This window comes from Actinoallomurus sp. NPDC050550 (assembly GCF_040655075.1).
In the GTDB taxonomy this organism is placed as follows: Bacteria; Actinomycetota; Actinomycetes; order Streptosporangiales; family Streptosporangiaceae; genus Actinoallomurus.
The window spans coordinates 1-22,318 of sequence record NZ_JBFAJC010000036.1 but is presented as its reverse complement, the minus strand read 5'-3'; the positions used below and the strand labels follow the sequence as shown (position 1 = coordinate 22,318).

Below are 22,318 nucleotides of genomic sequence, written 5' to 3'. Positions count from 1 at the left end.
CCTCCACCACGAAAGGGCTCAACAGCCATGCGCGAAAAAGCCTTCTTCAAGAGGTCCAGGCGAACGGTGGCGTTGGCGCTCGCCGGCGGTCTGGCCGCCGCGGGCGGCCTGACGGCCTGCGGCTCCAGTTCCTCCAGCAGCGGCTCGGGCAGCAGTGGCGGCGTGCCGACGGTCACGATGATGATCGGCGGCATCGACAAGCAGATCTACCTGCCGTACGAGCTGGCCGACCGGCTCGGTTACTACAAGAAGTACGGCGTCAAGATGAAGCTGAGCACCGAGAGCGCGGGCGGCGTCGGCGCGGAAGACGCGATGGCCTCCGGGCAGGTCGATATGGCAGGCGCCTGGTACATCCACACCATCGACTTCCAGTTGAAGCACAAGGACGTCATCAGCGTCGCACAGATGAGCGGCGCGCCCGGTGAGCGCGTGCTGTGCTCGAAGAAGTCGGGTGTCACCTCCGCTGCCGGCTTTGCCGGTAAGAGCATCGGCGTCACTGACCTCGGTTCGGGTACCGATGACCTGATCCTCATGTTGGCCGCGCACAACCACCTGTCCACCAGCCAGTTCCACCGGGTCGCGGTGGGCGACGGGTCGACACTGCTCGCCGCGCTGCAGAAGGGCCGGGTGGATTGCGCAATAACCACCCAGCCTACGGTCAATGGCGTCGAGAAGGCCGGGGCCGGCACGTCGGTGATCGATCTCGCCACCACGGCCGGCGTCAACCAGTGGATGGGCGGCGCATGGCCGTCCGCGGCGGTGCTCACGTTGCAGAGCTGGGCCACCTCGCACGAGGCCACGGTCCAGAAGGTGGTCAACGCGCTGGTCGCGACCATGCACTGGATCAACACGCACAGCGCCGCCGACATCGCGAACGCACTCCCGGCGACGTACGTCTCCAACGGCCTGACCACCAAGGCCGACTACATCGCGACGCTTGCCCAGGACAAGGCCCAGTTCCTGCCCGACGGGATCATGCCCGCCAATGGCCCGGCCACCGTCCTGGAGACCGCGAAGATCGACGGAACCGTCAAAGGCCAGACCGTCGACATCAGCAAGACCTACACCAACAAGTACGCCCTCGCGGCGAACAAGGCGGAGGGATTCCCGGTCTCGTCCGGTAGCGGCGGCTGAGCCCACGCCCGAAAGCGTCAGGAGCCGGGCCGACGCGTGTGCCGGGTGGCAGGCAGCCAGAATCAGGACTGCGCCACCCGGCACAACGCTGTTGCGGACCACCGATCGGCTGAGCCTGGCCGTTACGAGAAGAGATGCCGCAGCTCCTGGGTGGCGTACCACATGAGGTCGTGGCCGGCGGCGCCGTCGACGGTGAACCGGGCGTCCTCATCGCCTGCGTCGGCGGCCTCGATGGCGGCGCGCGCGGCCCGGACGTCCGGCTCGGCCTCCGCGTCGTCGATGTGCCCGGAGACGATCCGGCTGAACGGGATCGGCTCCGACACCCGTACGACCGCGCGGTCCTCGGCGTGGACGAGGTCGCCGGCGGCGTAGGTGACGGCCTTGTCGGGCACCTCGGCGACGATGACGACGCGACGGGACGGCGCCTCCGGGTCGTCGGCCAGCAGCCGGAGGGACGCCTTGGCAGCGTCCGACATCGCGGCGTACTCGAGCTCCTCGAGGTCCGCGGAGGCATACCACTCCCGCAACGCCGGAGTCACGGCGTAGGCGGTCAGCGGCACCGGCCCGAGCTCGCGATCACGGAGGATCCGGGCCAGGCCGTTGAGTGTGGACGGTAGATAGACGCGCATGACCCTGGAGAGTGTGCCAGTACGGGACCGCGAATGTGCGCTCCGTCGCCGACTAGCTCAAGGAGATGCCCAGCAGGTGCTCCAGCCGGATGACCGTGCTCTCGGTGTTCACGTAGTGCACGCCGGTGATGCCGAGCTCCTCGGCGGCGCGCACGTTGTGCTCGATGTCGTCGACGAACGCGCACTCCTCCGGCGGCAGCCCGATCAGCTCCAGGGCGTGGTGGAAGATCGCCGGATCCGGCTTGCGCAGCCTGACCTCCGAGGAGATCACGACCGCGTCGAACAGCTCGACGAACAGCTCCCGCGGGTAGGTGTTGCCCCAGGAGTTCGACAGCAGGCACGTACGGACGCCGGCGGCCTTGGCACGCCGCAGCGCGTCGTACATCGGCTCGACCGGTTCGAACGCGAGGAACATCCGGGTCAGCAGCCCATCGGCCGGCACCGTCGTGCCGGTCCGGGTGCGCAGCCGCTCGGCCAGCCGCCGTTCGAACTCCGCCGGGCTCAGCGAGCCGTCCTCCAGCCCGTGGATGGGGTTGACGACGTCGCCGGCGTACGCCTGGCTCACCCACTCCCGCATCACCAGCTTGTAGGCCTCGGGATCGATATCGTCCGCCTCGATCCACGCCGTGATCGTTTCCTTCAGCGGCGTGGTGAGCACGCCGCCCCAGTCGGTGATGAGCCCGCGAACCGTCACGGAGCCGATGGTAAGCCACCGATCCCCCGGCGACCGAACGCGGTTCTACGTACGTGCCCGCCGTCGCCACATCGGCCGCGTTCGCCGGCTTGCGCTGGAGCACGCTCCAGCTTCTAGGGTCGATGAGTATGAATTCCTGGTCCATTCGCGAGGCCGCGGACAAGTGCGGGCTGTCGCTGGACACGGTGCGCTGGTACGAGAAGGTCGGCCTGGTCGGCCCCATCGAGCGAGACCCGAATGGGCGGCGGCGGTTCGGCGATGCCGACATCGACCGGCTGATCCTGCTGCGCAGGCTGCGCGCGACCGGCATGCCGATCCGCGAGCTGCAGCACTACGCCGAACTCGTCCGTTCGGGGGCGGGCGAGTTCGAACGGTTGGAAGTGTTGCGGCGGCACCGCGAATTCGTCGTCGAGTCCTCGGCGACCCAGCAGGAGTACGTGCGGCTGCTCGACAAGAAGATCCGCATTTACCAGGACCGCCTGCGTCAGATGCCCAGAGCGGAGCGGTCACGCATGGAGACCACCAAGCTCGGCGAGCTTGCCGTACCCGTCCAGGGTCTGGGCTGTATGGGGATGAGCGAATGGCGCGGCCCCACCGACTGGGACTCATCGGTGAAGACGATCCACCGCGCGCTCGATCTGGGCGTGACGTTCCTGGACACCGCGGACGTGTACGGGGCCGGCCACAACGAGGTGCTGGTCGGCCGCGCGATCTCCGGTCGGCGCGATCAGGTCCAGGTCGCCACGAAATTCGGCATCGACCGGTCGGCCGGCCGCAGCCCGGCCATCCGCCGCGGCGAGGCCGGTTACGTCAAACGCGCCTGCGAGGCATCCCTGCTGCGGCTGGGCATCGACGTGATCGACCTGTACTACCTGCACAGGCCGCCGCAGACTGCGGAGATCGAGGAGACCGTCGGCGCCATGGCCGAGTTGGTCGCCGAGGGCAAGGTGCGTCATCTCGGCCTGTCGGAGGTGGACGCCGACCTGCTGCGGCGTGCGCACGCCGTCCACCCGATCACCGCCGTGCAGAGCGAATACTCACTGTGGGCCCGCGAGGTCGAGTTCACCGTGTTGGACGCGATGCGCGAACTTGGCGTGGGCCTGGTGCCGTACTCGCCGCTGGGGCGCGGCTACCTCACTGGGACCATCGACGCCGGCGCCCAGGACGCCCGCCGCGGCAACCCACGCTTCGCCGCCGTCGCCGATCATGCCGCCGCCAACCAGGCGATCATCGATGCGGTCCGGTCGGTAGCCGATGTGAGGGGCGCCGCCCCAGCCCAGGTGGCGCTGGCCTGGGTGCATGCCCAATCCGACCGGTTGGGCGTGCCCGTGGTTCCGATCCCAGGCACCAAGCGGGTGGAACGGCTGGAACAGAACGTCGCCGCTCTTGAGCTCTCACTCACCGCCGACGAACTGACCCTCCTCGACTCTCTCGCCGACACCGCGACCGGCGACAGCCCCACGCTCCGCCACTGAAAGGGCGGTCTTTAGTCCTCGCGAGCGGCAGCCATCTGATGTACGGCCGCGACCTCGACGCACTGACCTCCCGTGGTGCCGCTGTGGCTGCTCTTGCGCCAAGGAACCGTGAACACGTGCAGAGTCTTCATAGGTTCTCCCAAACCGTGCGAAGCAGCTTCAGGGAGTCATATGCGGACATAGCCGCACCCCTGATCAAATTGAAGCCTAATACATGGGCTTGCACCTTGTCGGATTGATCGATTACCTGACCTTCGGCATGCCCTTCGACGTAAACGAGGTCGGAGCGGTCATCGAAACTAAGCAGGGTGAACGCACCCATGACACCTGCGTAGGCTCCAGCCCGGCTCGGCACGACCTGAATCGTGACGTTGGGATCTTCAGCACGTTCGATCAACTGGCCGATCTGCTCCTTGCGGATGTCCTCCCCGCCGATCTGTCTATGCAGAACGCCTTCGTCGAGGATGAGCACGATGACAGGGGGACTCTCTCTGGCGAGGATTCCCTGGCGTTCCATCCGCGTGGTAACCAGCCCCTCGACAACCTCCGGTTTCCGTCCGGCCGCGAGCAGTTCGTGGGCGTACCGAGGGGTCTGGAAGAGGCCCGTGACGACCATGTTCTCGAAGATGCACATCATGGTCGCCTTGGCTTCCAGCTCGACGAAGCCGGAGAAGCCGGGTGGCAGTTCGGCGTGTTTGCCGACGCGGCGGACCTCGAGCCACATGCGGTGGAAGGTCTCTGGGGTCTTGAAGTAGGTGTCGAGGTCTTCCGAAGTCGCCTCCGATGGCGCGCGGAGGCCGGTCTCGAGCTTTTCGATCCATTGAGGTGTGCAACCCAGCGCCTGGGCCAGCGCCGAGCGGGAGAGCTTCGCCGCTTCACGGTGGCCGCGTAGCACTGCGCCGAACGCTCGGATGAGGGGGTCTCGGGTCAGCGCGCCGTTCGCCATGGTGAGTCCTTTCGGGGGGCCACGTGTGACATCGGGTGATGCCTGTCTGTAGCTGAAAGTAACTCAGCGCGTGAGCCTGGTTATGGGAAATCGGCGGGCGATTAAAAGGGAATAAGTCGTGGAATCGTACACAACGGAAGACATTTACGCGTACGCGAAGTGGCTGACCCAGGAATGCCAGGCGGCGGAGCTACGCGCCGAGCAGTACGGGGCGGAGATCTTCATCCACAGGGCGAGCAATCACCTCAGCGAGAGGATCATCTGTAGACCCGATGAAGAGAATCACCTCCGCTGGCACTGGTCGTGGGGCATCCCGATCGGCCGCCTCAACGACTCGGCCCGGCTCCTGGCCGTCGACGACATCGAGGAGCTGATCCGGGTGATCAGCAAGGTCGTCTGCGTCCCGCTACGGCGGGGAGAGTGACCATAACGCCCGAGGAACGCCTCCTGCGTTCGCTGCCGGGGCTACGCGCCCTGGTCGACTCCCTGGCGGCGCACCCGCCGTCCGAGGCGACCGGTCATCGCGCTGTCCGCTCGGGTGCCCAGGGCAGGACCTGGCCGTTGCGCACGAGTTCGCCGTAGTGGTCGGGGTCGACCGGGTCGAACGCGAGGTTCAGCAGGGCGGTGGCGGCCTGTGCCGGGGTGGGGGCATCGCTGACGTCCCACCACATGGCGGAGGTGGAGGTGTTCACCATGCCCGGGCAGACGGCGGCCACCAGGATGCCACGCGCCAGGTCCTGCTCGCGGCGCTGGCGCGCGAGGGCGCGCACGGCGGCGACCTGGCCGATCTTGGACGGGATGTTGACGAAGCCGGGCCAGGCTCCGGCCCGGGCGCTGCCGTCGGCGACCGCATCGCGCCACGCGGCGATCTGCTCGTCCACTTCCTCCAAAGAGGACAGCCCGGTGAACCGGTCGTGCAGCACGGGTGCGAGGTGGTGCAGAGTGCCCAGCGAACTGGCCACCACGATCAACCGGCCGTTGTCCCGCAGCAGCGGGGCGAAGGCCCGCAGCACGCGGGTGGTACCGAAGTTGTTCACCTGCGCGTAGGCGTCCACGATCGCGCGCGGGTCATCGCCGGGACCGACCCGCATCACGGCGTTGCCGAACACGATGTCCACGCCGCCGTGCCGCTCGCGCAGTCGCGCGGCGAGGCGGTCGGCGGCCTCGGGGTCGGCCACGTCGAGCATCTCGCCGCGGACCCGGGCACCGCCACCCGGCAGGGCGGCGACGGCCTGGGAGACCCGGTCGAGGTCGCGGCCGGTGAGGTAGACGGTGTCCTCGGGAGTCAGGCGCCGGGCCAGACCCTCGACCAGGGCCAGGCCCAGCCCCTGGGTGGCACCGGTGACGAGCGCGACTTTCGGCGTCATGACAGTCCTTCGACGGTGGCGAGCAGGTTCTCGGAAAGGGTCCACAAGCGGCGGGCGTTGTCCGGGTCCAACGCGTAGCGGGCCACACCGTGCAGGGGCGGCGCGGCACCGCGGCGGTCGATGGTCTCGGTCTCGTTGCCGTCGACGAAGTACCGACCGCCGACCCCCTCCAGGAGGGGCGAGGTGGCCAGCAGTACCGAGGTCGCCGCGCCCTGTTCCGCTGTCTTGATCAGCTCGGACGGCACCGTACCGCTGCCGCGGCCACCAGTGTGGCGTTGCAGGTTGGTGTAGATCGCGCCGGGCATCAGCGCGTTCGCGGTGATCCCGTCACCGGCCCAGCGGCGGGTCGCCTCAACCGTGAACAGGACGTTGGCGGTCTTGGACTGGCCGTAGGCCAGCCACGGGTCGTAGGGACGGAAGGCGAAATGGACATCGTCGAATACCACCGGTGAGAGCTGGTGGCCACTGGAGCTGACCACGACGATGCGGGCGGCCCCGTCGGCGGCCAAGGCCGTGTGCAGGCCGGTGGCCAGAGCGAAATGGCCGAGGTGGTTGGTGGCGAACTGCCACTCCCAGCCCTGCGGCGTGTGCTGCTCGGGGCAGGCCATCACGCCGGCGTTGGCGACCAGGACGTGCAGTGGCCCCTGCCAGGACCGGGTGAACGTGGCGATCGAGGCCGGGTCGGTCAGGTCCAGCCGGGCGACGCGCAGCGCGGTGTTGCCGGTGCCGGCGGTGATGTCCTTGGCGGCGCGCTCGCCCGCCTCCACATCGCGGACCGCCAGGGTGACTTCGGCGCCGGTGCCAGCTAGGGCACGCGCCGTCTCCACGCCCAGGCCGGATGAGGCGCCGGTCACCACCGCCCGCCGGCCGGTCAGGTCGATGCGGGCGGCGACCTCGGCGGCGGTGCTGGCGAAACCGAAAGGTGTGCGGATCAGGTTCATGGCAGTCACGCTAAGCCGAGCGAAGGCATGTCACCAGCGAGAAAAACTCAACCGTGCTATGCATGAATGTCATGGCCTTCACCGACGCGTCGCTGGTGGCGCTGCGGGTGTTCCGGGAGGTGGCCGAGCGGGGCACGCTCACCGCCGCGGCGACCGCGCTCGGCTACACCCAGTCCGCGGTCTCCCGGCAGATCGCCGCGCTGGAGCGCGCGGCCGGCTCGCCGCTGCTGGAACGCCGCTACGACGGGGTCCGCCTGACCGCGGCCGGACGCGTGGTGCTGCGTCGCGCCGTCACCGTGATCGACCAGATCGACGCCACCGCGCGTGAACTGGCCGGGCTGCCCGACGAGCCCGGCACGGTCCGGCTGGGCTGGTTCCCCAGCGCCGGGTGCTGGCTGGTCCCGCGCGCGCTGGCCGAACTGCGGCGCACCCATCCGGCCATCACCGTGACCACCCGCGAGGGCAGCACGCCCGCCCTGGTCCGGGCACTGCGCGCCGGCACGCTCGATCTGGCGCTGCTGGCCTCGGTGCCGCCGTTTCGCCCGCCCGACACCGAAACCCCGGCCCTGCGGCTGCAGACGCTGACCGAGCGCAGCCTGTGCGTTGCCGTGCCCGCAGGTCATCCCCTCGCCCGGGGCGAGTTCATCGACGTGGCCGACCTACACGGTCAGCGATGGATCGCCGGCTCGGCCTCGGGCGAGGACCGGGTGATGGGGGTATGGCCCGGCCTGGACGAACGGCCGACGATCGCGCACACCGCCCGCGACTGGCTGGCCAAACTCCGCCTGGTCGGCGCCGGCTGCGGCATCACCACCGCGCCTGCCGCACTCACCTCCGCGCTGCCCGACGGCGTGCGGATCCTGCCCGTCCGCGGCGGCCCCGCCGAACAACGCCGCATCGTGCTCGCCCGGCTACCCCAGCCACCATCCGAACCGGCCGCCCGCCTCGCCGACGCACTGCGCTCCGCCGCGATCGAGACGGACACGTCGCGCTGACGAGCGCTCAGATCGGCTGGGGCGGCGCCTGTAGCCCGGAGAACACGGCAGCGATCAGGCGTCGCCCCTGGGCCGCGCCCTCGTCGTTGTTCGCGACGCGCCACAGAAAGCTCATGAGCATGATGATGTCCGCCGGGTCGTGCCCCGGGGCGATGGTGCCCTCGGCCGTGCAGGCGTCGACCAGCTTCGCCACCGCCGCGGTGGTCGGTGCCCAGGAGGCACTGATCACGTCCTGGGCGGCGGCGCTGTGCAACGCGTCGCCGAGGCCGTGCTTGATGCGGATGTAGGCGGAGAGAGTCTCGAACCACTCGATGAACCCGGCTTTCGCGGAGGACTGCCGCGCCAGCACCTCGTCGGCGGTGGTGGTCAGGCGTTCGATGTCGTGCTGGTAGGCCGCGAGGATCAGGTCGTCGCGGGTGGGGAAATGACGGTAGAGCGTCCCAGCGCCGACACCCGCGCGCTTGGCGACCTCGCTCAGCGGCACGAGCGGGTTGTCCGCGAACAGCTCGTGGGCGGCCTCGATGATCGCGACCCGATTGCGCGCGGCGGCCTGGCGCTGCGTGCCGTAGGTGCTCGGCGTCTCGTCGTTCATGTCTCGATGATGCCCTCCGATTGATTCGCGGAGGATCCTCCGCTAGTTTGATCCACACTTGCGGAGGATCCTCCGCGAGTTGAACTCTCGCAGGAGGCATCCCCCATGCGCTACGTGAAGCTCGGCACCACCGGCCTCGACGTCTCGCCCATCGCGATCGGCGCGATGACCTACGGCGAACCCGACCGCGGCCACCCCGTCTGGTCTCTGGGCGAGGAGCAGGCTCGCCCCCTCATCAGGCACGCTCTCGACGCCGGCATCAACTTCTTCGACACCGCGAACATGTACTCGAACGGCTCCAGCGAGGAGATCCTCGGACGCGCGCTCAAGGACTTCGCGAACCGTGACGACGTGGTGATCGCCACCAAGCTGCGCCACCCGATGCGCCCAGGCCCCAACGGCAGGGGACTGTCACGCAAGGCGATCATGACCGAGGTCGACCACTCTCTACAGCGGTTGGGCACCGACTACATCGACCTCTACCAGGTGCACCGCAACGACCACGCGACGCCGCTGGAGGAGACGCTCGAGGCGCTCAGCGACCTCGTGAAGATGGGGAAGGTGCGGTACCTCGGCGCGTCCTCGATGCATGCCTGGGAGTTCGCGAAGGCCCTGCACCTGCAGCGCGAGCGCGGCTGGGCACGCTTCGTGTCCATGCAGGATCACTACAACCTGCTGCACCGTGAGGAAGAGCGCGAGATGATCCCGCTGTGCCTGGACGAGGGCGTCGGCACGATCATCTGGAGCCCGCTGGCCCGAGGCCGCCTGGCCCGGGCCTGGGACGACGCGAAGTCCACCGAGCGTGCCGCGACCGATGGCGCGTACGCCGATCAGCTGTACGCGCCCACGGAGGAGGCGTCCAACCGCGCGATCATAGACGCGGTCGGGCAGGTCGCGGCCGCGCACGGGGTGAGCCGCGCGCAGATCGCCCTGGCGTGGCTGCGCCGCCAGCCCGTGGTCACCGCCCCGCTGGTCGGCGCGAGAACGGTAGAGCAGATCGATGACGCCGTGGCGTCGCTGGACGTGGTGCTCACCGACGAGGAGGTGCGCGCGCTCGAGGCACCGTACACGCCGCGGTACGACTGGCAGGGCATCTCCGACGAGGCCGAACTGGACGCGATCCGAGCCCGCGTACCCGGCATGGCCCTGAGGTAGCACGCCGACCCTGCATGAGCCGCACGTCCGCAGCGGTCACAAGCTCGACCTTCGCCATGGCGCGCCACTGTGTCAGGACTCCACAAAGCCGTCCAGCCGCTTTCGGGGTCAGCGATCGCGGCGGTCGCGACCGGTACGGCGAGCCGCCGGAGCAGCCGTGGGTCAGTCGCGGGCCGCTCTCAGTTCCGCCGCGCGGACCCGCCGCTCTCGCTGCTCCACCGGGTCGGGCACGGGGGCGGAGGTGACCAGGCGGCGTGTGTAGTCCTCGCGCGGGTCGAACAGCACCTGGTCGCGCGGGCCCTCCTCGACCAGCCGGCCCTGGTTCAGCACCGCGACCCGGTCGGAGACCAGCCCGACGACGGCGAGGTCGTGCGTGATGAACAGGCAGGCGAAGCCGAGGCGGGCCTGCAGCTCCAGGAACACCTCCAGCACGGCCGCCTGGACGGAGACGTCGAGCGCGCTCGTCGGCTCGTCCGCGATCACCAGGTCGGGGTCGAGGGCGAGCGCCCGCGCGATGCCGACCCGCTGCCGCTGCCCGCCGGACAGCTCGTGCGGGTAGCGGAGCCGTACGGCAGGGTCGAGCCGGACGCTCTCCAGCAGGGCGACGACCCGCTCGTCCCGGCCGCCGACCTTGTTGATCAGCAGCGGCTCGGCGATGCAGTCGCCGACGGTCATCCGGGGATCCAGGGACGACGCCGGGTCCTGGAAGACGATGCCGCACCGACGCCGGAGCCTCCGCAGCGCCCGTCCCCGCGCGCCGGTCAGCGAGTCGCCGAGCAGCCGTACGGTGCCCGAGTCCGGGCCGATGAGCCCGATCGCCGCGCGGCCCACGGTCGACTTGCCGGATCCCGACTCGCCCACCAGCCCGAGGACCTCGCCCCGCGCGATGGTGAGCGAGACGTCGTCGACCGCGCGGACCTTGGTGCCGCCCTTGCCGCGGAACTGCACCACGAGGTTCTCGATGGCCAGCGCCGGACCGCCGTCGGACGCCGCGCGCCGAGGGTCCTCGTCCTGCCGGGACGTCGCCTGGGCGGCCCGCCCCCGCGGGGCCCTCTCGTCGGCCGGCTCCGTACGCGGCGCGTCGTCCCGGGGTGCCAGGCGCGGGACGGCCTCCAGCAGCCGCTTGGTGTAGTCGGCCTGGGGCCGGGCGAACAGCTCCTCGACCGGCGCCTCCTCGACGACCTTCCCCTGGTACATGACGACGACCCGGTCGGCGATGTCAGCGACGACGCCCATGTTGTGGGTGATGACCAGCATCGCCGTGCCGAACCGGTCCCGCAGGCCGCGCAGCAGGTCGAGGATCTCCGCCTGCACGGTGACGTCCAGGGCGGTGGTGGCCTCATCGGCGATCAGCACCTTCGGCTCGCAGGCGATCGCCATGGCGATCATGACGCGCTGGCGGAGGCCGCCGGACAGTTCGTGCGGGTACTGCCCGAGCCTGCGCCGCGCGTCCCGGATGCCGACCGTCTCCAGGAGCTCGGCGGCGCGGTCGAGGGCCTGTTTCCGCGACAGGCCGTCGATGTGCAGGCGCAGCGCCTCGGCCACCTGCCAGCCGACGGTGAACGCCGGGTTCAGCGCGGTCATCGGCTCCTGGAACACCATGGCGATCTCCGAGCCGCGTACGGCCCGCAGCGCCGAGCCGTCCAGGGTCGTGACATCGACGTCGCCGACCCGGATCGTCCCGCTCACGGTGGCGGTGGGCGGCAGCAGGCCCAGGGTCGACATGGACGTGACGCTCTTGCCGGATCCGGACTCGCCGACGACCGCGACGATCTCGCCCGGCCGGACGCGGATGCTGACGCCGTCGACCGCGCGCACCGTCTCAGGGCCGCCGGTGAAGGAGACGTTCAGGTCCTCAATGGCCAGGGCCGTGGAGTCGCTCACCGTCTCACCTTCCGTTTTGTTCCGCACAGGTCCTCGATGGCCGGCATGAAGAGCCGCTCACCGTCTCGCCTTTCGTGTGGTTCCGCATCAGCGCCCCTGCAGCCGTACCTCGAAGGCGTCGCGCAGGCCGTCGCCGATGCAGTTGAACGCGCACACGACCAGCACGATCGCCAGGCCCGCCGGGAAGATCAGCCACCAGTAGCCGTCGTAGGTGTAGGAGATGCCCTTGCTGAGCATGCCGCCCCAGTCGGTCTTCGGCGGGGCCACGCCGAGACCGAGGAAGCTGACATAGGCGATCAGCAGGATCGCGTCGGCCACCTGGAAGGTGGCGTTGACCACGACCGTGCCGATGGCGTTGGGGATGACGTGCCGGAAGACCGCCCGGCCGTGGCCGCCGCCCATCGCCTTCATGGCCTGCACGTAGTCGCGGCTGCGCAGCGACAGCGCCTCCGCGCGTACGAGCCGGGCCGGCACGAGCCACGACACGCAGCCGATGATCAGGATCTGCACCGGCACCGTCGGGCGGAGGATCGTCGCGGTCACGAGGAGCAGGAACAGGGCGGGGATCGCGATGCCCGCGTCGACGACCCGCATCATCACCGCGTCGACCCAGCCACCGGCGTACCCGGAGATCGCGCCCCAGACCGTCCCGATCAGCGTCGCGAGCAGGCCGGCGGCGATGCCGATCTCCAGGGAGGTCTGGCCGCCGACCATCAGGCGGCCCAGCACGTCGCGGCCGACGTCGTCGGTACCGAGGAGGTGCCCGCGCGTGCCCGGCGAGAGGTTGGCGTCGGACAGCTGCGTGTGCGTCTGATCCGTGTGGTGGATCAGCGGGCCGAGGAAGCAGAAGATCAGCAGCGCGCCGAGGATGACCAGGCCGGTGACGGCCAACCTGTTGGCGAAGAACAGCCGGACCATCCGGCGGTACGGCCCGGCCGCCGTGGTCGCGGGCGCCTGCTCGGTGATGAGCGGAGCGGAGACGGTCATGTGCCCTCCTTCGTCGGCCTCGTGACCAGGGTGCTGTGCTGATCGGCTCCCTCGCTTCGCTCGGTCACGGATCCTCCTTCGCGATACGCGGCGCGTTCGTCAACGGATCGCTCCCCGGACGCGGGGGTCGACGAGCGCCTGGACGATGTCGGCGAGCAGCGAGCCGATGACGGTGGCCAGCGCGATCACCAGGACCGTGCCGAGCAGGATCGGGTAGTCGGAGGTCTGCGCGGCGTTCCAGAACAGCAGCCCCATCCCGGGGTAGTTGAACACCGACTCGATGACGAGCGCGCCGGAGAACAGCACCGGCAGGTAGTAGCCGAGCATCGCGATGATCGGGGTCAGCGAGTTGCGCATGATGTGCAGCCACACCACCCGCCGCTCCGAGGCGCCCTTGGCTCGGGCGGTCCGTACGTAGTCCTCGGCGAGGTTGTCGAGCACCGCCGAGCGCATGTACCGGCTGAACGCCGCGACCGTGGCGATCGCCCCGGCGAGAACCGGCAGGATCAGCCCGCGCGAGTCGGCGAACAGCCCGCCCAGCGACTGGGTCTGCGGCGCCTGCGGGGGCAGGATCGGGATCTTCTCGGTGAAGACGATCACGAGGATGAGCGCGAGGAAGAAGACCGGGGTCGCGTACCCGACGAACACCACGGTCGTGACCGCGTAGTCGGTCAGGCCCCGGCGTCGCCGCCCCTGCCAGACCCCCAGCGGGACCGCGATGACGAGCGCCAGCAGCGTCGACATGCCGGTCAGGACCAGTGTCTTGGGCAGGCGCTGGGCGATGAGCGAGCCCACCGACTGGTTCAGCGTGTACGAGTCGCCGAGGTCGCCGTGCAGCAGGCGGCTGAGGAACGCCCAGTACTGCTGGACCAGCGACTTGTCGAAGCCGTGCTCGTGGTTGAACGCGGCGATCGCCTGTCGGCTGGCCTGCGGACCGAGAATGCCCCGGGCGGGTCCGCCGGGGACCGAGTGCAGCAGCAGGAAGACGATCACGGTCACCAGCAGGATGACGACGATCGCCTGCCCGAGGCGCTTTGCCAGGAAGCGGGTCAACGGGGGTTCCTCCGGCCAGGGTGGGGCCCGGGACGGCGGTCGGCCGTCCCGGGCACGTCGGTCACTTCGCGAGGTACCAGCGCTGCGGCTGCATGCCCGCCAGCGGGTCCTGGACGACGCCGCGCAGGTTGTTGCGGATCGCCGAGACCTGGTAGGCGGGGTTCGGCATCCAGATCACCGGCAGGTTCTTGGCGAGGTAGGAGCTGTACTCCTGCATCGCCGCGGGCGACGATGAGCTCGTCGACTCCGTGACCAGCTTGTCGGCCGTCGGGTCGCTGTAGCTGCCGAGGTTGGTGCTGCCGTCGGTGGAGAAGATCTGCTCACCGCTCGGGTACGCCGGGAAGTACCAGCTGCCCTGCGTGCCGAAGAAGGACAGCTGCCAGGAGCACGTCGACTGGCTCGGCTTGCACTCCGGGGTGTGGTCGAGGACGGAGTTGAGCGGCTCCGACTTGATCGACAGGGCGATGCCGATCTTCGACAGGGCGGACTGCAGCTCCTGCATCGTGTTGTCGGTCTCGGTGCTGCCGCTCTCGGTCAGCAGGGAGAACTTCAGCTGCGTGCCCGCCTTGATCCCGGCTCCGCACTGGTCGGCCCCGGTGCCCGGCTTCGTACAGGAGGCCGCGTTGCCGGTGACCGTCCAGCCGTGCGACGTGATCAGTGCCTTGGCCTTGTTCACGTCGTACGGGTACGGGTTGTTCTTCTGGTCGGCCGACAGGTACTTCGAGACGGGCTGCTGCGGCACCGGCCCGTACCCGGGGGCGGCCTGGTCGTGCCAGATGACGCGCGAGATGGTCGCCTGGTCGATCGACATCTGCACGGCCTGCCGGATGTAGAGCTGCTTGAACACCGCGCCCATATCCGGGTTGTTGAAGTTGTACGGGATGTAGGTGATCGCCCAGCCGTTCCAGGGCTTCACCTGGTAACCGCTGTTCTCGATGGTCTTCTGCTGCGCGACCGCGAGCGCCGGCAGGTAGCCGTAGTCGACGCCGCCGGAGCGCAGCACGTTGAGCTCCGCCTGGGCGGAGGTGAACGGCTTGAACGTCACGGTGTCCAGGTGGGCGGCGTCGTCGCCGGTGTACTTCGGGTTCTTGGCGAGCGTCACCTGGCCGGTGGTGGTGAACTCCTTCACCGTGAACGGCCCGTTCGCGACCTTCCACAGCGGGTTGGTGGCGTACTCCGACAGCTTGCCGGCCTCACCGGTCAGGTACTTGAAGACCTTCTTGGCGCCGTCCGTCGTACGGTCGAAGTCGCCGGCCTTGCCGCCGGCGCTCTCGACGTCCCAGGCGCGCGGCAACGGCGTGACGTAGACGAGCTGGTTGGCGGTGAACCAGTCCGGGTTGTACGCCCGGGTCAGGTCGAGCTTGAACGTCGTGTCGTTGACGGTCGTGAACTTCGCGACGTTGTCCGGCAGGTCACCCTTGGCGTAGTTGCCCCACTGGTCCTTGTTGGCCTTGGCCAGGTTGAACCAGAACTCCACGTCGCGGCTGGTCATCTTCTGACCGTCCGCCCAGGTCAGGTCCTTCAGCGTGATCGTGACCGTCTTGCCGCCGTTTGAGTACACCGGCGGCTTCGCGGCGCCGGCCTTCTCGTCCAGGGCGACGGTGCCGCTCGAGCCGTCGTAGGCGTACAGCGGGAGGAAGACGTTCTGCCGGATCGAGCCGTTGTACGAGGCCAGGTGGCCGGGGGTGCCCAGCGGGAAGATCCAGTTCGGCGTCGCGTTGGGCGGCAGCGCGAACGTCACCGCCCCGCCCTTCTGCGGTGTGCCGCCGGTCGCCGACGACCCCTGCCCACTGCCAGAGGAACATCCGGCCGCCAGCAATGCGGCGGCCACGCCGAGCACCGCCAGCGGGGTGCGCGCGGCCACCGGGAACGAAGGCGATGGTCTCTTCATCGGTGCTCCTGACGGGAGGTACGGACGTCGTCCGCGGTTCAGCGAGTCGGTTCGGCCGACCGGGCCGGCGGCTTCGTACGAGGGGGCCGGTCCGGTGGGGATCAGTGGCGATGTGGCGGTGACGATACATCGCCTCATCGAACCAAGACAAGAGTGATTCGAATCAAGTAACGCCCTCGACTCCAACGAACCCCATGGTTACCGTCGTGTTACGTGCATCTTCGATGGACTCTCCGGCATCGGCTTGCTATTGTTCCGCTCGTTCCGGTGCTTTAATGTTCGGAATCGAATTAAGTTCCCAGTCATTCGACGAAGGAGCCGCCGTGTCGGCCGCGCAGATCATCGGGCTCGTCGCGTCGGGCCAGGCAACGTCGCGAGCCGAGCTGGCCCGGTTGCTCGGCTGGGCTCCCTCGACGGTCTCCGCCCACGTCCAGGAACTGCTCGACTCCGGTCTGCTCCTGGAGTCCGGCGAGGGCCGCTCCCGCGGCGGCCGGCGGCCGCGCCTGCTCAGCGTGCCCGCTGGCAAGGGCGTGATGCTGGCCGCCGACCTGGGCGGCCACCACGCACGCCTGGCGGCGCTGGACGGGACGGGGCGGCCCGAGACGGTCCGCGATCTGGCGATCGACGTCACCGCCGGGCCGGAGCCCATCCTCGACCAGGTCATGGACGCCCTCGAGGACCTCGCCGCGGGGCGCCCGGTGCTCGGCGCCGGGATCGGCCTGCCCGGTCCGGTCGACCTCGACGGCGTCATGGTCGGGCCCTCCCGCATGCCCGGGTGGAACGGCTACTCCGTACGCGAGCGCCTCGGCAGGCGGTTCACCGCACCGCTCGTGGTCGAGAACGACGCGAACCTCATGGCCATGGGCGAGACCGTCGCGCGGGGCCCGGCGCTGCGCGACTTCGTCTTCGTCAAGGCTGGCACCGGCGTCGGCGCGGCGGTCGTGAGCGACGGCCGGCTGCACCGGGGCGCCCGCGGCTTCGCCGGCGACATCACGCACAACCGCGTGCCGGCGGGCGGCGAGCGGCCGTGCAGCTGCGGCAACTTCGGCTGCCTGGAGACCATCGCCAGCGGCGCGGCGCTGGTCGCCGCCGTGAACGCCGACGGCGTCGACGTCAAGAACACCGCCGACCTCGTGCGTCTCGCCGGTGACGGGCATCCGACGGTCACGACGAACGTCCGGTTCGCCGGCCGGCAGCTCGGCGAGGTCCTCACCACGATCGTGAACTTCCTCAACCCCCAGGCGGTCATCCTCAGCGGCGCGCTGGCCGCCTGCGACCTGTTCGTCGCGGCGGCACGCGGCGTCCTGTACGAGCGATGCCTGCCGCCCACCACGCAGGACCTGGAGATCGGGGAGAGCGTCGCCGGACCCGACGCCGGCCTGCTCGGCATCGGCCGGCTCATCATCGACCAGGGCGTGGCCCTGCCGTCCTAGCCAAGGAGCCCCCCGTGAGAATCCGCCGGCACATCATCGACCAGGCCGTGGCCCTGCCGTCCTAGCCAAGGAGCCCCCCGTGAGAATCCGCCGGCACATCATCGACCAGGCCGTGGCCCTGCCCTCGTAGACAAGGATCCCCGTGAGACCACTGCGCATCGGCATCGCCGGCATCGCGATCGAGTCGAGCACCTTCTCCCCTCACCTGACCCGCCTGGCCGACTTCACGGTCACCCGGGACGACGCCCTGCGGGCCCGGTACCCGTGGATCCGGGAGCCGCGGCCGTGGTGCGCTGCGGTCGAGTGGGTGCCGCTGCTGCACGCGGTCTCCCTGCCGGGCGGCGCCGTCGACCCGGACGTGTACGACGCCCTCGAAGCCGAGATCGTGGAACGCGCCAAAGCCGCCGGGCCGCTGGACGGCCTGTTCTTCGACATCCACGGGGCCATGAGCGTCACCGGACGCACCGACGCGGAGGCCGGCCTGGCCGCCGCCGTACGAGCGGCCGTCGGCCCGGAGACGTTGATCTCCGCGTCCATGGACCTCCACGGGAACGTCTCCCGCGAGTTGGCCTCCACGGTCGACCTGATCACCTGCTACCGGATGGCACCGCACGAGGATGCCTGGGAGTCCCGGGAGCGCGCGGCGCGCAACCTCGTGACCCGCCTGCGCGAGGGCGGACGCCCACTCAAGGCCTGGGTGCAGGTGCCGGTGCTGCTGCCCGGCGAGAAGACCAGCACCCGCATCGAGCCCGCCAAGAGCCTGTACGCCCGCGTGCCCGAGGTCGAGGCCATGCCCGGCATGCTCGACGCCGCGATCTGGGTCGGGTACGCCTGGGCCGACGAGCCCCGCTGCCGGGCCGCCGTGGTCGTCACCGGCGACGACGAGACGACCGTCACCGAGCAGGCACGCGGCCTGGCCGAGGCGTACTGGAACGCCCGCGCGGACTTCGCCTTCGTCGCCCCCACCGGACGCCTCGACGACTGCGTCCGTGCCGCGATCGACAGCGACGCCCGGCCATTCCTGATCAGCGACTCCGGGGACAACCCGACCGCCGGCGGCGCCGGCGACGTCTCCGCCACGCTGGAGTACCTGCTCGGCGTCGAGGAACTCCGTCTCGGCAAGGTCAGCGCGATCTACGCGAGCATCGCGGACCCCGAGGCTGTGGACGCCGCGTTCGCCGCCGGCGAGGGCGCCGAGGTGACGCTGCGGGTCGGCGGCAAAATCGATTCGGGCCCGGCCGGCCCGGTCACCCTCGCGGGCACGGTGCAGGCACTCCGCCGCGACGACCCGGTCGGCGGCGACATCGCGGTGCTCAGGACCGGCGGACTGCACGTGATCGTGACGGCCCGCCGCAAGCCGTACCACGAGATCCGCGACTTCACCTTCCTCAGCCTGGACCCCGCCGCGACCGACCTGGTCATCGTCAAGATCGGCTACCTGGAGCCGGAGCTGCACGACCTCGCGGCCGACTGGCTGCTCGCCCTCACGCCGGGCGGCGTCGACCAGGACCTGCTCCGGCTCGGCCACCACCGCGTACGGCGGCCGCTGTTCCCATTCGACTCCGACATGCCCGATCCGGACCTGACCCCGGAACTGCTCTGACTCTCTTCGAAAGGAACCGAAACGTGCGCTACGAGATCTGCCTGGATTCGGCCGACGGCGTCGCCGCCGCGGCGGAGGCCGGTGCCGACCGGGTGGAGCTCTGCGCCGCCCTGTTCGAGGGCGGGATCACGCCGAGCATCGGGATGATCGAACAGGCGGTCGCCGCCGCGACCGGCCGGCTCAAGGTCCATGTGATCATCCGCCCGCGTGGCGGGGACTTCGTGTACGGCCCCACCGAGGCCGAGGTCATGCTGCGCGACATCGCGGCGGTCAAGGCCGCCGGCGCGGACGGCGTCGTCATCGGCGCCCTCACTCCCGACGCGGACATCGACACCGAGCTGTGCGCACGGCTCGTCGAGGCCGCCCGCCCGCTCAGCGTCACCTTCCACCGGGCGTACGACGTCACCCGCGACCCCGAGGCGGCGTTCGAGGACGTCGTCGCCCTCGGCGTGGACCGGCTGCTCACCTCCGGCGCGGCACCCAGCGCCCTGGAGGGCGCGGACCTGCTCGCGCGCCTCGTCGAGAAGGCCGCCGGGCGGATCGTCATCCTGGCGGCCGGCGGGATCAACGAACGCACCGCCGCCCGCGTCGCCGAGCAGACCGGCGCCGAGGAGATGCACTTCACCGCCTCGGAGTCGCTGCCGTCCCCGTCCCGCCATGTCCGGCCGGACATCTTCATGGGCGGCGCGCTGTACCCGCCGGAGACCGTCCGTGCGGTCACGACCACGGCCCGGGTCCAGAGCATCGTCGCCGCCGCCGGTTGATTTCTCCGCGAGCGGAGACGGAGGATGCCTCCCGAAGCCCACGCATCCACCAAGATCCTGCAAAATTCGGGATATGAGGATCTCCGATAACGAGCTGCGACGCATCCGGTCCGGCCCCGCCGACGATGACGACGAAGGTCTGATGCTCGTACGGGTGTTCTTCACGGCGGCCGACGCGGCGGCCGTGATCGCCCGCGCGCGTGAGGTGCTCGGACGCGTCGTCGAGCGGATGGACTCATGGCCGGCGGAGGAAGAGTGGCCGGAGATCCTCCCCTCCTGGTTCGTGGAACGGTCCGCGCCGGAGGCCAAGCCGTCGGCACCGGCCCTGGTCTTCGATCCTGCCGACCGGGCCGCCGCCTGGCTGGAGCGCTGGCAGGCCACGACTCCGAAGGAGGAAGAGGAGGCCGCCGCGGACAAGGCGCCGTGGAGACTTTCGGACTGGCTCTCCTATTTCGACCCGGATGAGGTCGACGACCGAAGCTGGTGGTGGTGGCACGCCGGAACCGACGCGCCGGGCACAGGCTGGATCGACGTCGCCACGACCGGCCTGCCCTTCGGCACCGGAACGCTGTACTGGCTGATCGAGGCGAGCGGCGGAACGGATCCCGGCTACTGACGGCGCTCACCACCAGCCGAACGCGGAGCCACAGGATCAGCCGGTAGCGAGCCGGATCGGCATCCCACCGACGCCCACCGCATCGTTGAGGTCTGACAGGTCCAGCCGTTCGAGCCCGGCGGCGGAAAACATCGCCGGGCTCGGCCGCGTCGGCTAAGCGTCCGTCGTCGGAGCGGCGCCGCGAGTGGTGACCATCGGAGATATGGCGGCGACCTCGACACACTGGCCGCCTGTGTCGGTGCTGCGGCTACTCGTGCGCCACGAGGTGTCCGACAGGTCCAGCGTCTTCATAGACTCCCCCAAACCGTGCGGAGCAGCTTCAGGGAGTCATCTGCGGACATAGCCGCACCCCTGATCAGATTGAAGCGTAGTTCATGGCCTCGTACCTTGTCGGACTGATCGATCATCCGGTCTTCCACATGGCCTCCGACGTATACAAGATCGGGGCCCTCCTCGAAGCTCAGCAGAGTGAACGCTCCCGGTAGCCCGGCGTATGTGCCCGTTTGGCTTGGAACGATCTGAATCGTGATGTTGGGCTGCTGGGCAAGTTCGATCAAGCGACCGATTTGCTCCTTGCGGGTCTCCTGCTCGCCGATCGGCCTGTGCAGTGCCCACTCGTCCAGGACGAGAATGATCTCGGGAGGGTCTTCTCTGGCCAGGATCTGCTGACGCTCCAGACGCGTCGTGACGAGTTGCTCGGTCACCTTCTCTTTACGGCCGACCTTCAGCACTTCGTGAGCGTACGCCGGAGTCTGAAAAAGCCCGGTAATGACCATGTTCTCGAAGATGTACATGATGGTTGCTTTGGCTTCCAGCTCAACAAATCCGGAAAAGCCTGGCGGTAGCTCCGCATGCTTGCCAGCGCGTCGGATCTCAACCCACATCCGGTGGAAGGTCTCCGGAGTCTTGAAGTAGGTGTCGAGGTCTTCCGACGTCGCCTCAGATGGCGCGCGCTGGGCGGTTTCCAGCTTCTCGATCCACTGAGGTGTGCAGCCCAGCGCGTTGGCCAGGGCCGGGCGCGAGAGCCCGGCCGCCTCGCGGTGGCCGCGCAGCACCGCCCCGAACGCTCGAATCAGGGGGTCTCGAGTCAGAGCGCCATTCGCCATCGTGAGTCCTTCGGGGGGCCGGGGGTGCCATCAGGTGTTGCCTGTATGTAGTCCCAAAGTAACTCAGCGTACAAGTCTGGTCACCGGAAATCGACCGGCGACCACAAGGGAATAAGTCGTGAGACCGTACAGACCGGAAGACATTCACGCGTACGCGAAGTGGCTGACCCAGGAATGCCAGACGGCAGGGCTACGCGCTGAGCAGTATGGCGCGGAGATCTTCATACACGGGGCGAGCAATCACCTCAGCGAGAGGATCATCTGCAAACCGGATGCACAAGGTCACCTCCGCTGGCACTGGTCGTGGGGAGCCCCGATCGGCCACCTGGGTGACTCGTCCCGGCTTCTCGCCGTCGACGACATCGAGGAACTGATCCGCTCGATCAGCAAGGTCATCTGCATGCCACTGCGGCGTACGGAGACGTGACGATGACGCCCGAAGAACGGCTCATGCGCTCGCTTCCGGCGCTACGCGCGCTGGTCGACTCGCTGGCGACACATCCACCGTCCGAGGCGCGGGAGTTGCTGCGTCTGGACTTCCTCGTCCGCAAGTACCCGGCCGCCGCGCGAATGAGCGTGCAGCGGAGTCAGCGGGCTCATATCGACCTGCCAGAGCCGCCGCAGGAATGGACGTCGACACTGGACACCGGCGGGCTCCCGCTGTGGCGGTGGTCGGGCGGTCCGGTCTGCGTGGCGACCAGAGACACCGACCAACTCCGCTTCCTCGAAGTGGCACTGAAACGGTTCGATGAGATGACCGCCGAGGAACTCCACGCCTACCTACGCGGCTGACCGACTCTCGCCTCCGGGCACGGAATTCCTCTGCCCGAAGTGATTCACGTCCATCGTCAACGACGGTCGCCTCTGCATCCTGGTGGAAGACCTCGGCACTCCGCTTCAGGCGGGGCCCACATTCGCCGACGGATCGCCGCCGGTCCCCCTGGCTGCCGGAGCGATCGCTCATTAGGGGAGCATGTTCGTGCGGTTCCGTGTGGGGCCGTCACCTCTCGGCCTGGTGGGTGCACGGCCTGCGATCGGTCGGCCGCTGGACGG

24 protein-coding genes are annotated in these 22,318 nt (G+C 69.2%); 11 read left to right on the top strand and 13 right to left on the bottom strand.

What is annotated here, in order from left to right; genetic code table 11:
• Nucleotides 1–27: 27 nt before the first annotated feature.
• A complete protein-coding gene (locus AB0I04_RS36720) occupies nucleotides 28–1,134 on the top strand; it encodes an ABC transporter substrate-binding protein (RefSeq protein WP_360895431.1) in 1,107 nt (368 codons plus the stop codon).
• A 122-nt stretch (nucleotides 1,135–1,256) separates the two neighbouring features.
• On the opposite strand, the gene AB0I04_RS36715 is transcribed toward AB0I04_RS36720, so the two are convergent.
• Nucleotides 1,257–1,763 carry a hypothetical protein gene (locus AB0I04_RS36715; RefSeq protein ID WP_360895428.1) on the bottom strand — a complete coding sequence of 169 codons (507 nt, stop codon included), beginning with the start codon at nucleotides 1,761–1,763 and terminating at the stop codon, nucleotides 1,257–1,259.
• Nucleotides 1,764–1,815: 52 nt separating this feature from the next.
• On the bottom strand, nucleotides 1,816–2,457 hold the full coding sequence (locus AB0I04_RS36710; RefSeq protein WP_360895425.1) for an HAD family phosphatase: 642 nt from the start codon (nucleotides 2,455–2,457) through the stop codon (nucleotides 1,816–1,818).
• Between the two features lie 128 nt (nucleotides 2,458–2,585).
• Here AB0I04_RS36710 and AB0I04_RS36705 point away from each other — a divergent pair, with 128 nt between their 5' ends.
• Nucleotides 2,586–3,932: an aldo/keto reductase gene (locus tag AB0I04_RS36705; protein WP_360895422.1), complete on the top strand. Its 1,347-nt coding sequence runs from the start codon at nucleotides 2,586–2,588 to the stop codon at nucleotides 3,930–3,932.
• A gap of 11 nt (nucleotides 3,933–3,943) precedes the next feature.
• Here AB0I04_RS36705 and AB0I04_RS36700 read toward each other — a convergent pair whose 3' ends face one another.
• Nucleotides 3,944–4,063 carry a DUF397 domain-containing protein gene (locus tag AB0I04_RS36700; RefSeq protein ID WP_360895419.1) on the bottom strand — a complete coding sequence of 40 codons (120 nt, stop codon included), beginning with the start codon at nucleotides 4,061–4,063 and terminating at the stop codon, nucleotides 3,944–3,946.
• Nucleotides 4,060–4,878: a helix-turn-helix transcriptional regulator gene (locus tag AB0I04_RS36695; protein ID WP_360895416.1), complete on the bottom strand. Its 819-nt coding sequence runs from the start codon at nucleotides 4,876–4,878 to the stop codon at nucleotides 4,060–4,062. The genes AB0I04_RS36700 and AB0I04_RS36695 overlap by 4 nt, the downstream gene beginning before the upstream one ends.
• A 118-nt stretch (nucleotides 4,879–4,996) precedes the next feature.
• Here AB0I04_RS36695 and AB0I04_RS36690 point away from each other — a divergent pair, with 118 nt between their 5' ends.
• Nucleotides 4,997–5,302, top strand: coding sequence for a hypothetical protein (locus tag AB0I04_RS36690; RefSeq protein ID WP_360895413.1), 306 nt, complete (start codon nucleotides 4,997–4,999; stop codon nucleotides 5,300–5,302).
• Between the two features lie 94 nt (nucleotides 5,303–5,396).
• Here AB0I04_RS36690 and AB0I04_RS36685 read toward each other — a convergent pair whose 3' ends face one another.
• Nucleotides 5,397–6,245: an SDR family NAD(P)-dependent oxidoreductase gene (locus AB0I04_RS36685; protein WP_360895410.1), complete on the bottom strand. Its 849-nt coding sequence runs from the start codon at nucleotides 6,243–6,245 to the stop codon at nucleotides 5,397–5,399.
• A complete protein-coding gene (locus AB0I04_RS36680) occupies nucleotides 6,242–7,186 on the bottom strand; it encodes an SDR family NAD(P)-dependent oxidoreductase (RefSeq protein ID WP_360895407.1) in 945 nt (314 codons plus the stop codon). The genes AB0I04_RS36685 and AB0I04_RS36680 overlap by 4 nt, the downstream gene beginning before the upstream one ends.
• Before the next feature lie 62 nt (nucleotides 7,187–7,248).
• Between AB0I04_RS36680 and AB0I04_RS36675 the strand changes: the two genes are divergently transcribed.
• The gene (locus AB0I04_RS36675; RefSeq protein ID WP_360895404.1) at nucleotides 7,249–8,181 is read left to right on the top strand and encodes a LysR family transcriptional regulator; all 933 of its coding nucleotides are present in this window, start codon (nucleotides 7,249–7,251) and stop codon (nucleotides 8,179–8,181) included.
• Nucleotides 8,182–8,188: 7 nt separating this feature from the next.
• On the opposite strand, the gene AB0I04_RS36670 is transcribed toward AB0I04_RS36675, so the two are convergent.
• Complete coding sequence (locus tag AB0I04_RS36670; protein ID WP_360895401.1) at nucleotides 8,189–8,773, bottom strand: TetR/AcrR family transcriptional regulator; 585 nt, start codon at nucleotides 8,771–8,773, stop codon at nucleotides 8,189–8,191.
• 105 nt (nucleotides 8,774–8,878) lie between these two features.
• Here AB0I04_RS36670 and AB0I04_RS36665 point away from each other — a divergent pair, with 105 nt between their 5' ends.
• A complete protein-coding gene (locus AB0I04_RS36665; RefSeq protein ID WP_360895398.1) occupies nucleotides 8,879–9,928 on the top strand; it encodes an aldo/keto reductase in 1,050 nt (349 codons plus the stop codon).
• 162 nt (nucleotides 9,929–10,090) lie between these two features.
• Here the strand turns inward: AB0I04_RS36665 and AB0I04_RS36660 are convergent, their stop codons facing one another.
• The 4 genes from AB0I04_RS36660 to AB0I04_RS36645 all read right to left on the bottom strand — a co-directional run bounded on the left by AB0I04_RS36660 (nucleotide 10,091) and on the right by AB0I04_RS36645 (nucleotide 15,743).
• Nucleotides 10,091–11,812 (bottom strand): ABC transporter ATP-binding protein, encoded by a 1,722-nt coding sequence (locus AB0I04_RS36660; protein WP_360895395.1) that lies wholly within the window; start codon nucleotides 11,810–11,812, stop codon nucleotides 10,091–10,093.
• Between the two features lie 87 nt (nucleotides 11,813–11,899).
• The gene (locus tag AB0I04_RS36655) at nucleotides 11,900–12,799 is read right to left on the bottom strand and encodes an ABC transporter permease (RefSeq protein WP_360895391.1); all 900 of its coding nucleotides are present in this window, start codon (nucleotides 12,797–12,799) and stop codon (nucleotides 11,900–11,902) included.
• 99 nt (nucleotides 12,800–12,898) lie between these two features.
• Entirely contained in the window at nucleotides 12,899–13,852 is a 954-nt protein-coding gene (locus AB0I04_RS36650) for an ABC transporter permease (RefSeq protein WP_360895388.1), read from the bottom strand.
• A 61-nt stretch (nucleotides 13,853–13,913) separates the two neighbouring features.
• Nucleotides 13,914–15,743 (bottom strand): peptide ABC transporter substrate-binding protein, encoded by a 1,830-nt coding sequence (locus AB0I04_RS36645; protein ID WP_360895385.1) that lies wholly within the window; start codon nucleotides 15,741–15,743, stop codon nucleotides 13,914–13,916.
• A gap of 323 nt (nucleotides 15,744–16,066) precedes the next feature.
• Between AB0I04_RS36645 and AB0I04_RS36640 the strand changes: the two genes are divergently transcribed.
• The 4 genes from AB0I04_RS36640 to AB0I04_RS36625 all read left to right on the top strand — a co-directional run bounded on the left by AB0I04_RS36640 (nucleotide 16,067) and on the right by AB0I04_RS36625 (nucleotide 20,159).
• Complete coding sequence (locus AB0I04_RS36640; protein WP_360895382.1) at nucleotides 16,067–17,176, top strand: ROK family transcriptional regulator; 1,110 nt, start codon at nucleotides 16,067–16,069, stop codon at nucleotides 17,174–17,176.
• A 142-nt stretch (nucleotides 17,177–17,318) separates the two neighbouring features.
• Nucleotides 17,319–18,779: a M81 family metallopeptidase gene (locus AB0I04_RS36635; protein ID WP_360895379.1), complete on the top strand. Its 1,461-nt coding sequence runs from the start codon at nucleotides 17,319–17,321 to the stop codon at nucleotides 18,777–18,779.
• Nucleotides 18,780–18,802: 23 nt separating this feature from the next.
• Nucleotides 18,803–19,543 (top strand): copper homeostasis protein CutC, encoded by a 741-nt coding sequence (locus AB0I04_RS36630; protein WP_360895375.1) that lies wholly within the window; start codon nucleotides 18,803–18,805, stop codon nucleotides 19,541–19,543.
• Nucleotides 19,544–19,616: 73 nt separating this feature from the next.
• Nucleotides 19,617–20,159, top strand: a complete 543-nt coding sequence (locus tag AB0I04_RS36625; protein ID WP_360895372.1) for a hypothetical protein — start codon at nucleotides 19,617–19,619, stop codon at nucleotides 20,157–20,159.
• Nucleotides 20,160–20,312: 153 nt separating this feature from the next.
• Here AB0I04_RS36625 and AB0I04_RS36620 read toward each other — a convergent pair whose 3' ends face one another.
• Entirely contained in the window at nucleotides 20,313–20,450 is a 138-nt protein-coding gene (locus AB0I04_RS36620; protein WP_360895369.1) for a DUF397 domain-containing protein, read from the bottom strand.
• Nucleotides 20,447–21,265, bottom strand: a complete 819-nt coding sequence (locus tag AB0I04_RS36615; protein ID WP_360895366.1) for a helix-turn-helix transcriptional regulator — start codon at nucleotides 21,263–21,265, stop codon at nucleotides 20,447–20,449. The genes AB0I04_RS36620 and AB0I04_RS36615 overlap by 4 nt, the downstream gene beginning before the upstream one ends.
• Nucleotides 21,266–21,383: 118 nt before the next feature.
• On the opposite strand from AB0I04_RS36615, the gene AB0I04_RS36610 reads away from it, so the two are divergent.
• On the top strand, nucleotides 21,384–21,692 hold the full coding sequence (locus AB0I04_RS36610; RefSeq protein ID WP_360895363.1) for a hypothetical protein: 309 nt from the start codon (nucleotides 21,384–21,386) through the stop codon (nucleotides 21,690–21,692).
• A 2-nt stretch (nucleotides 21,693–21,694) separates the two neighbouring features.
• Nucleotides 21,695–22,057 (top strand): hypothetical protein, encoded by a 363-nt coding sequence (locus AB0I04_RS36605; RefSeq protein ID WP_360895360.1) that lies wholly within the window; start codon nucleotides 21,695–21,697, stop codon nucleotides 22,055–22,057.
• The last annotated feature ends 261 nt before the right edge of the window (nucleotides 22,058–22,318 follow it).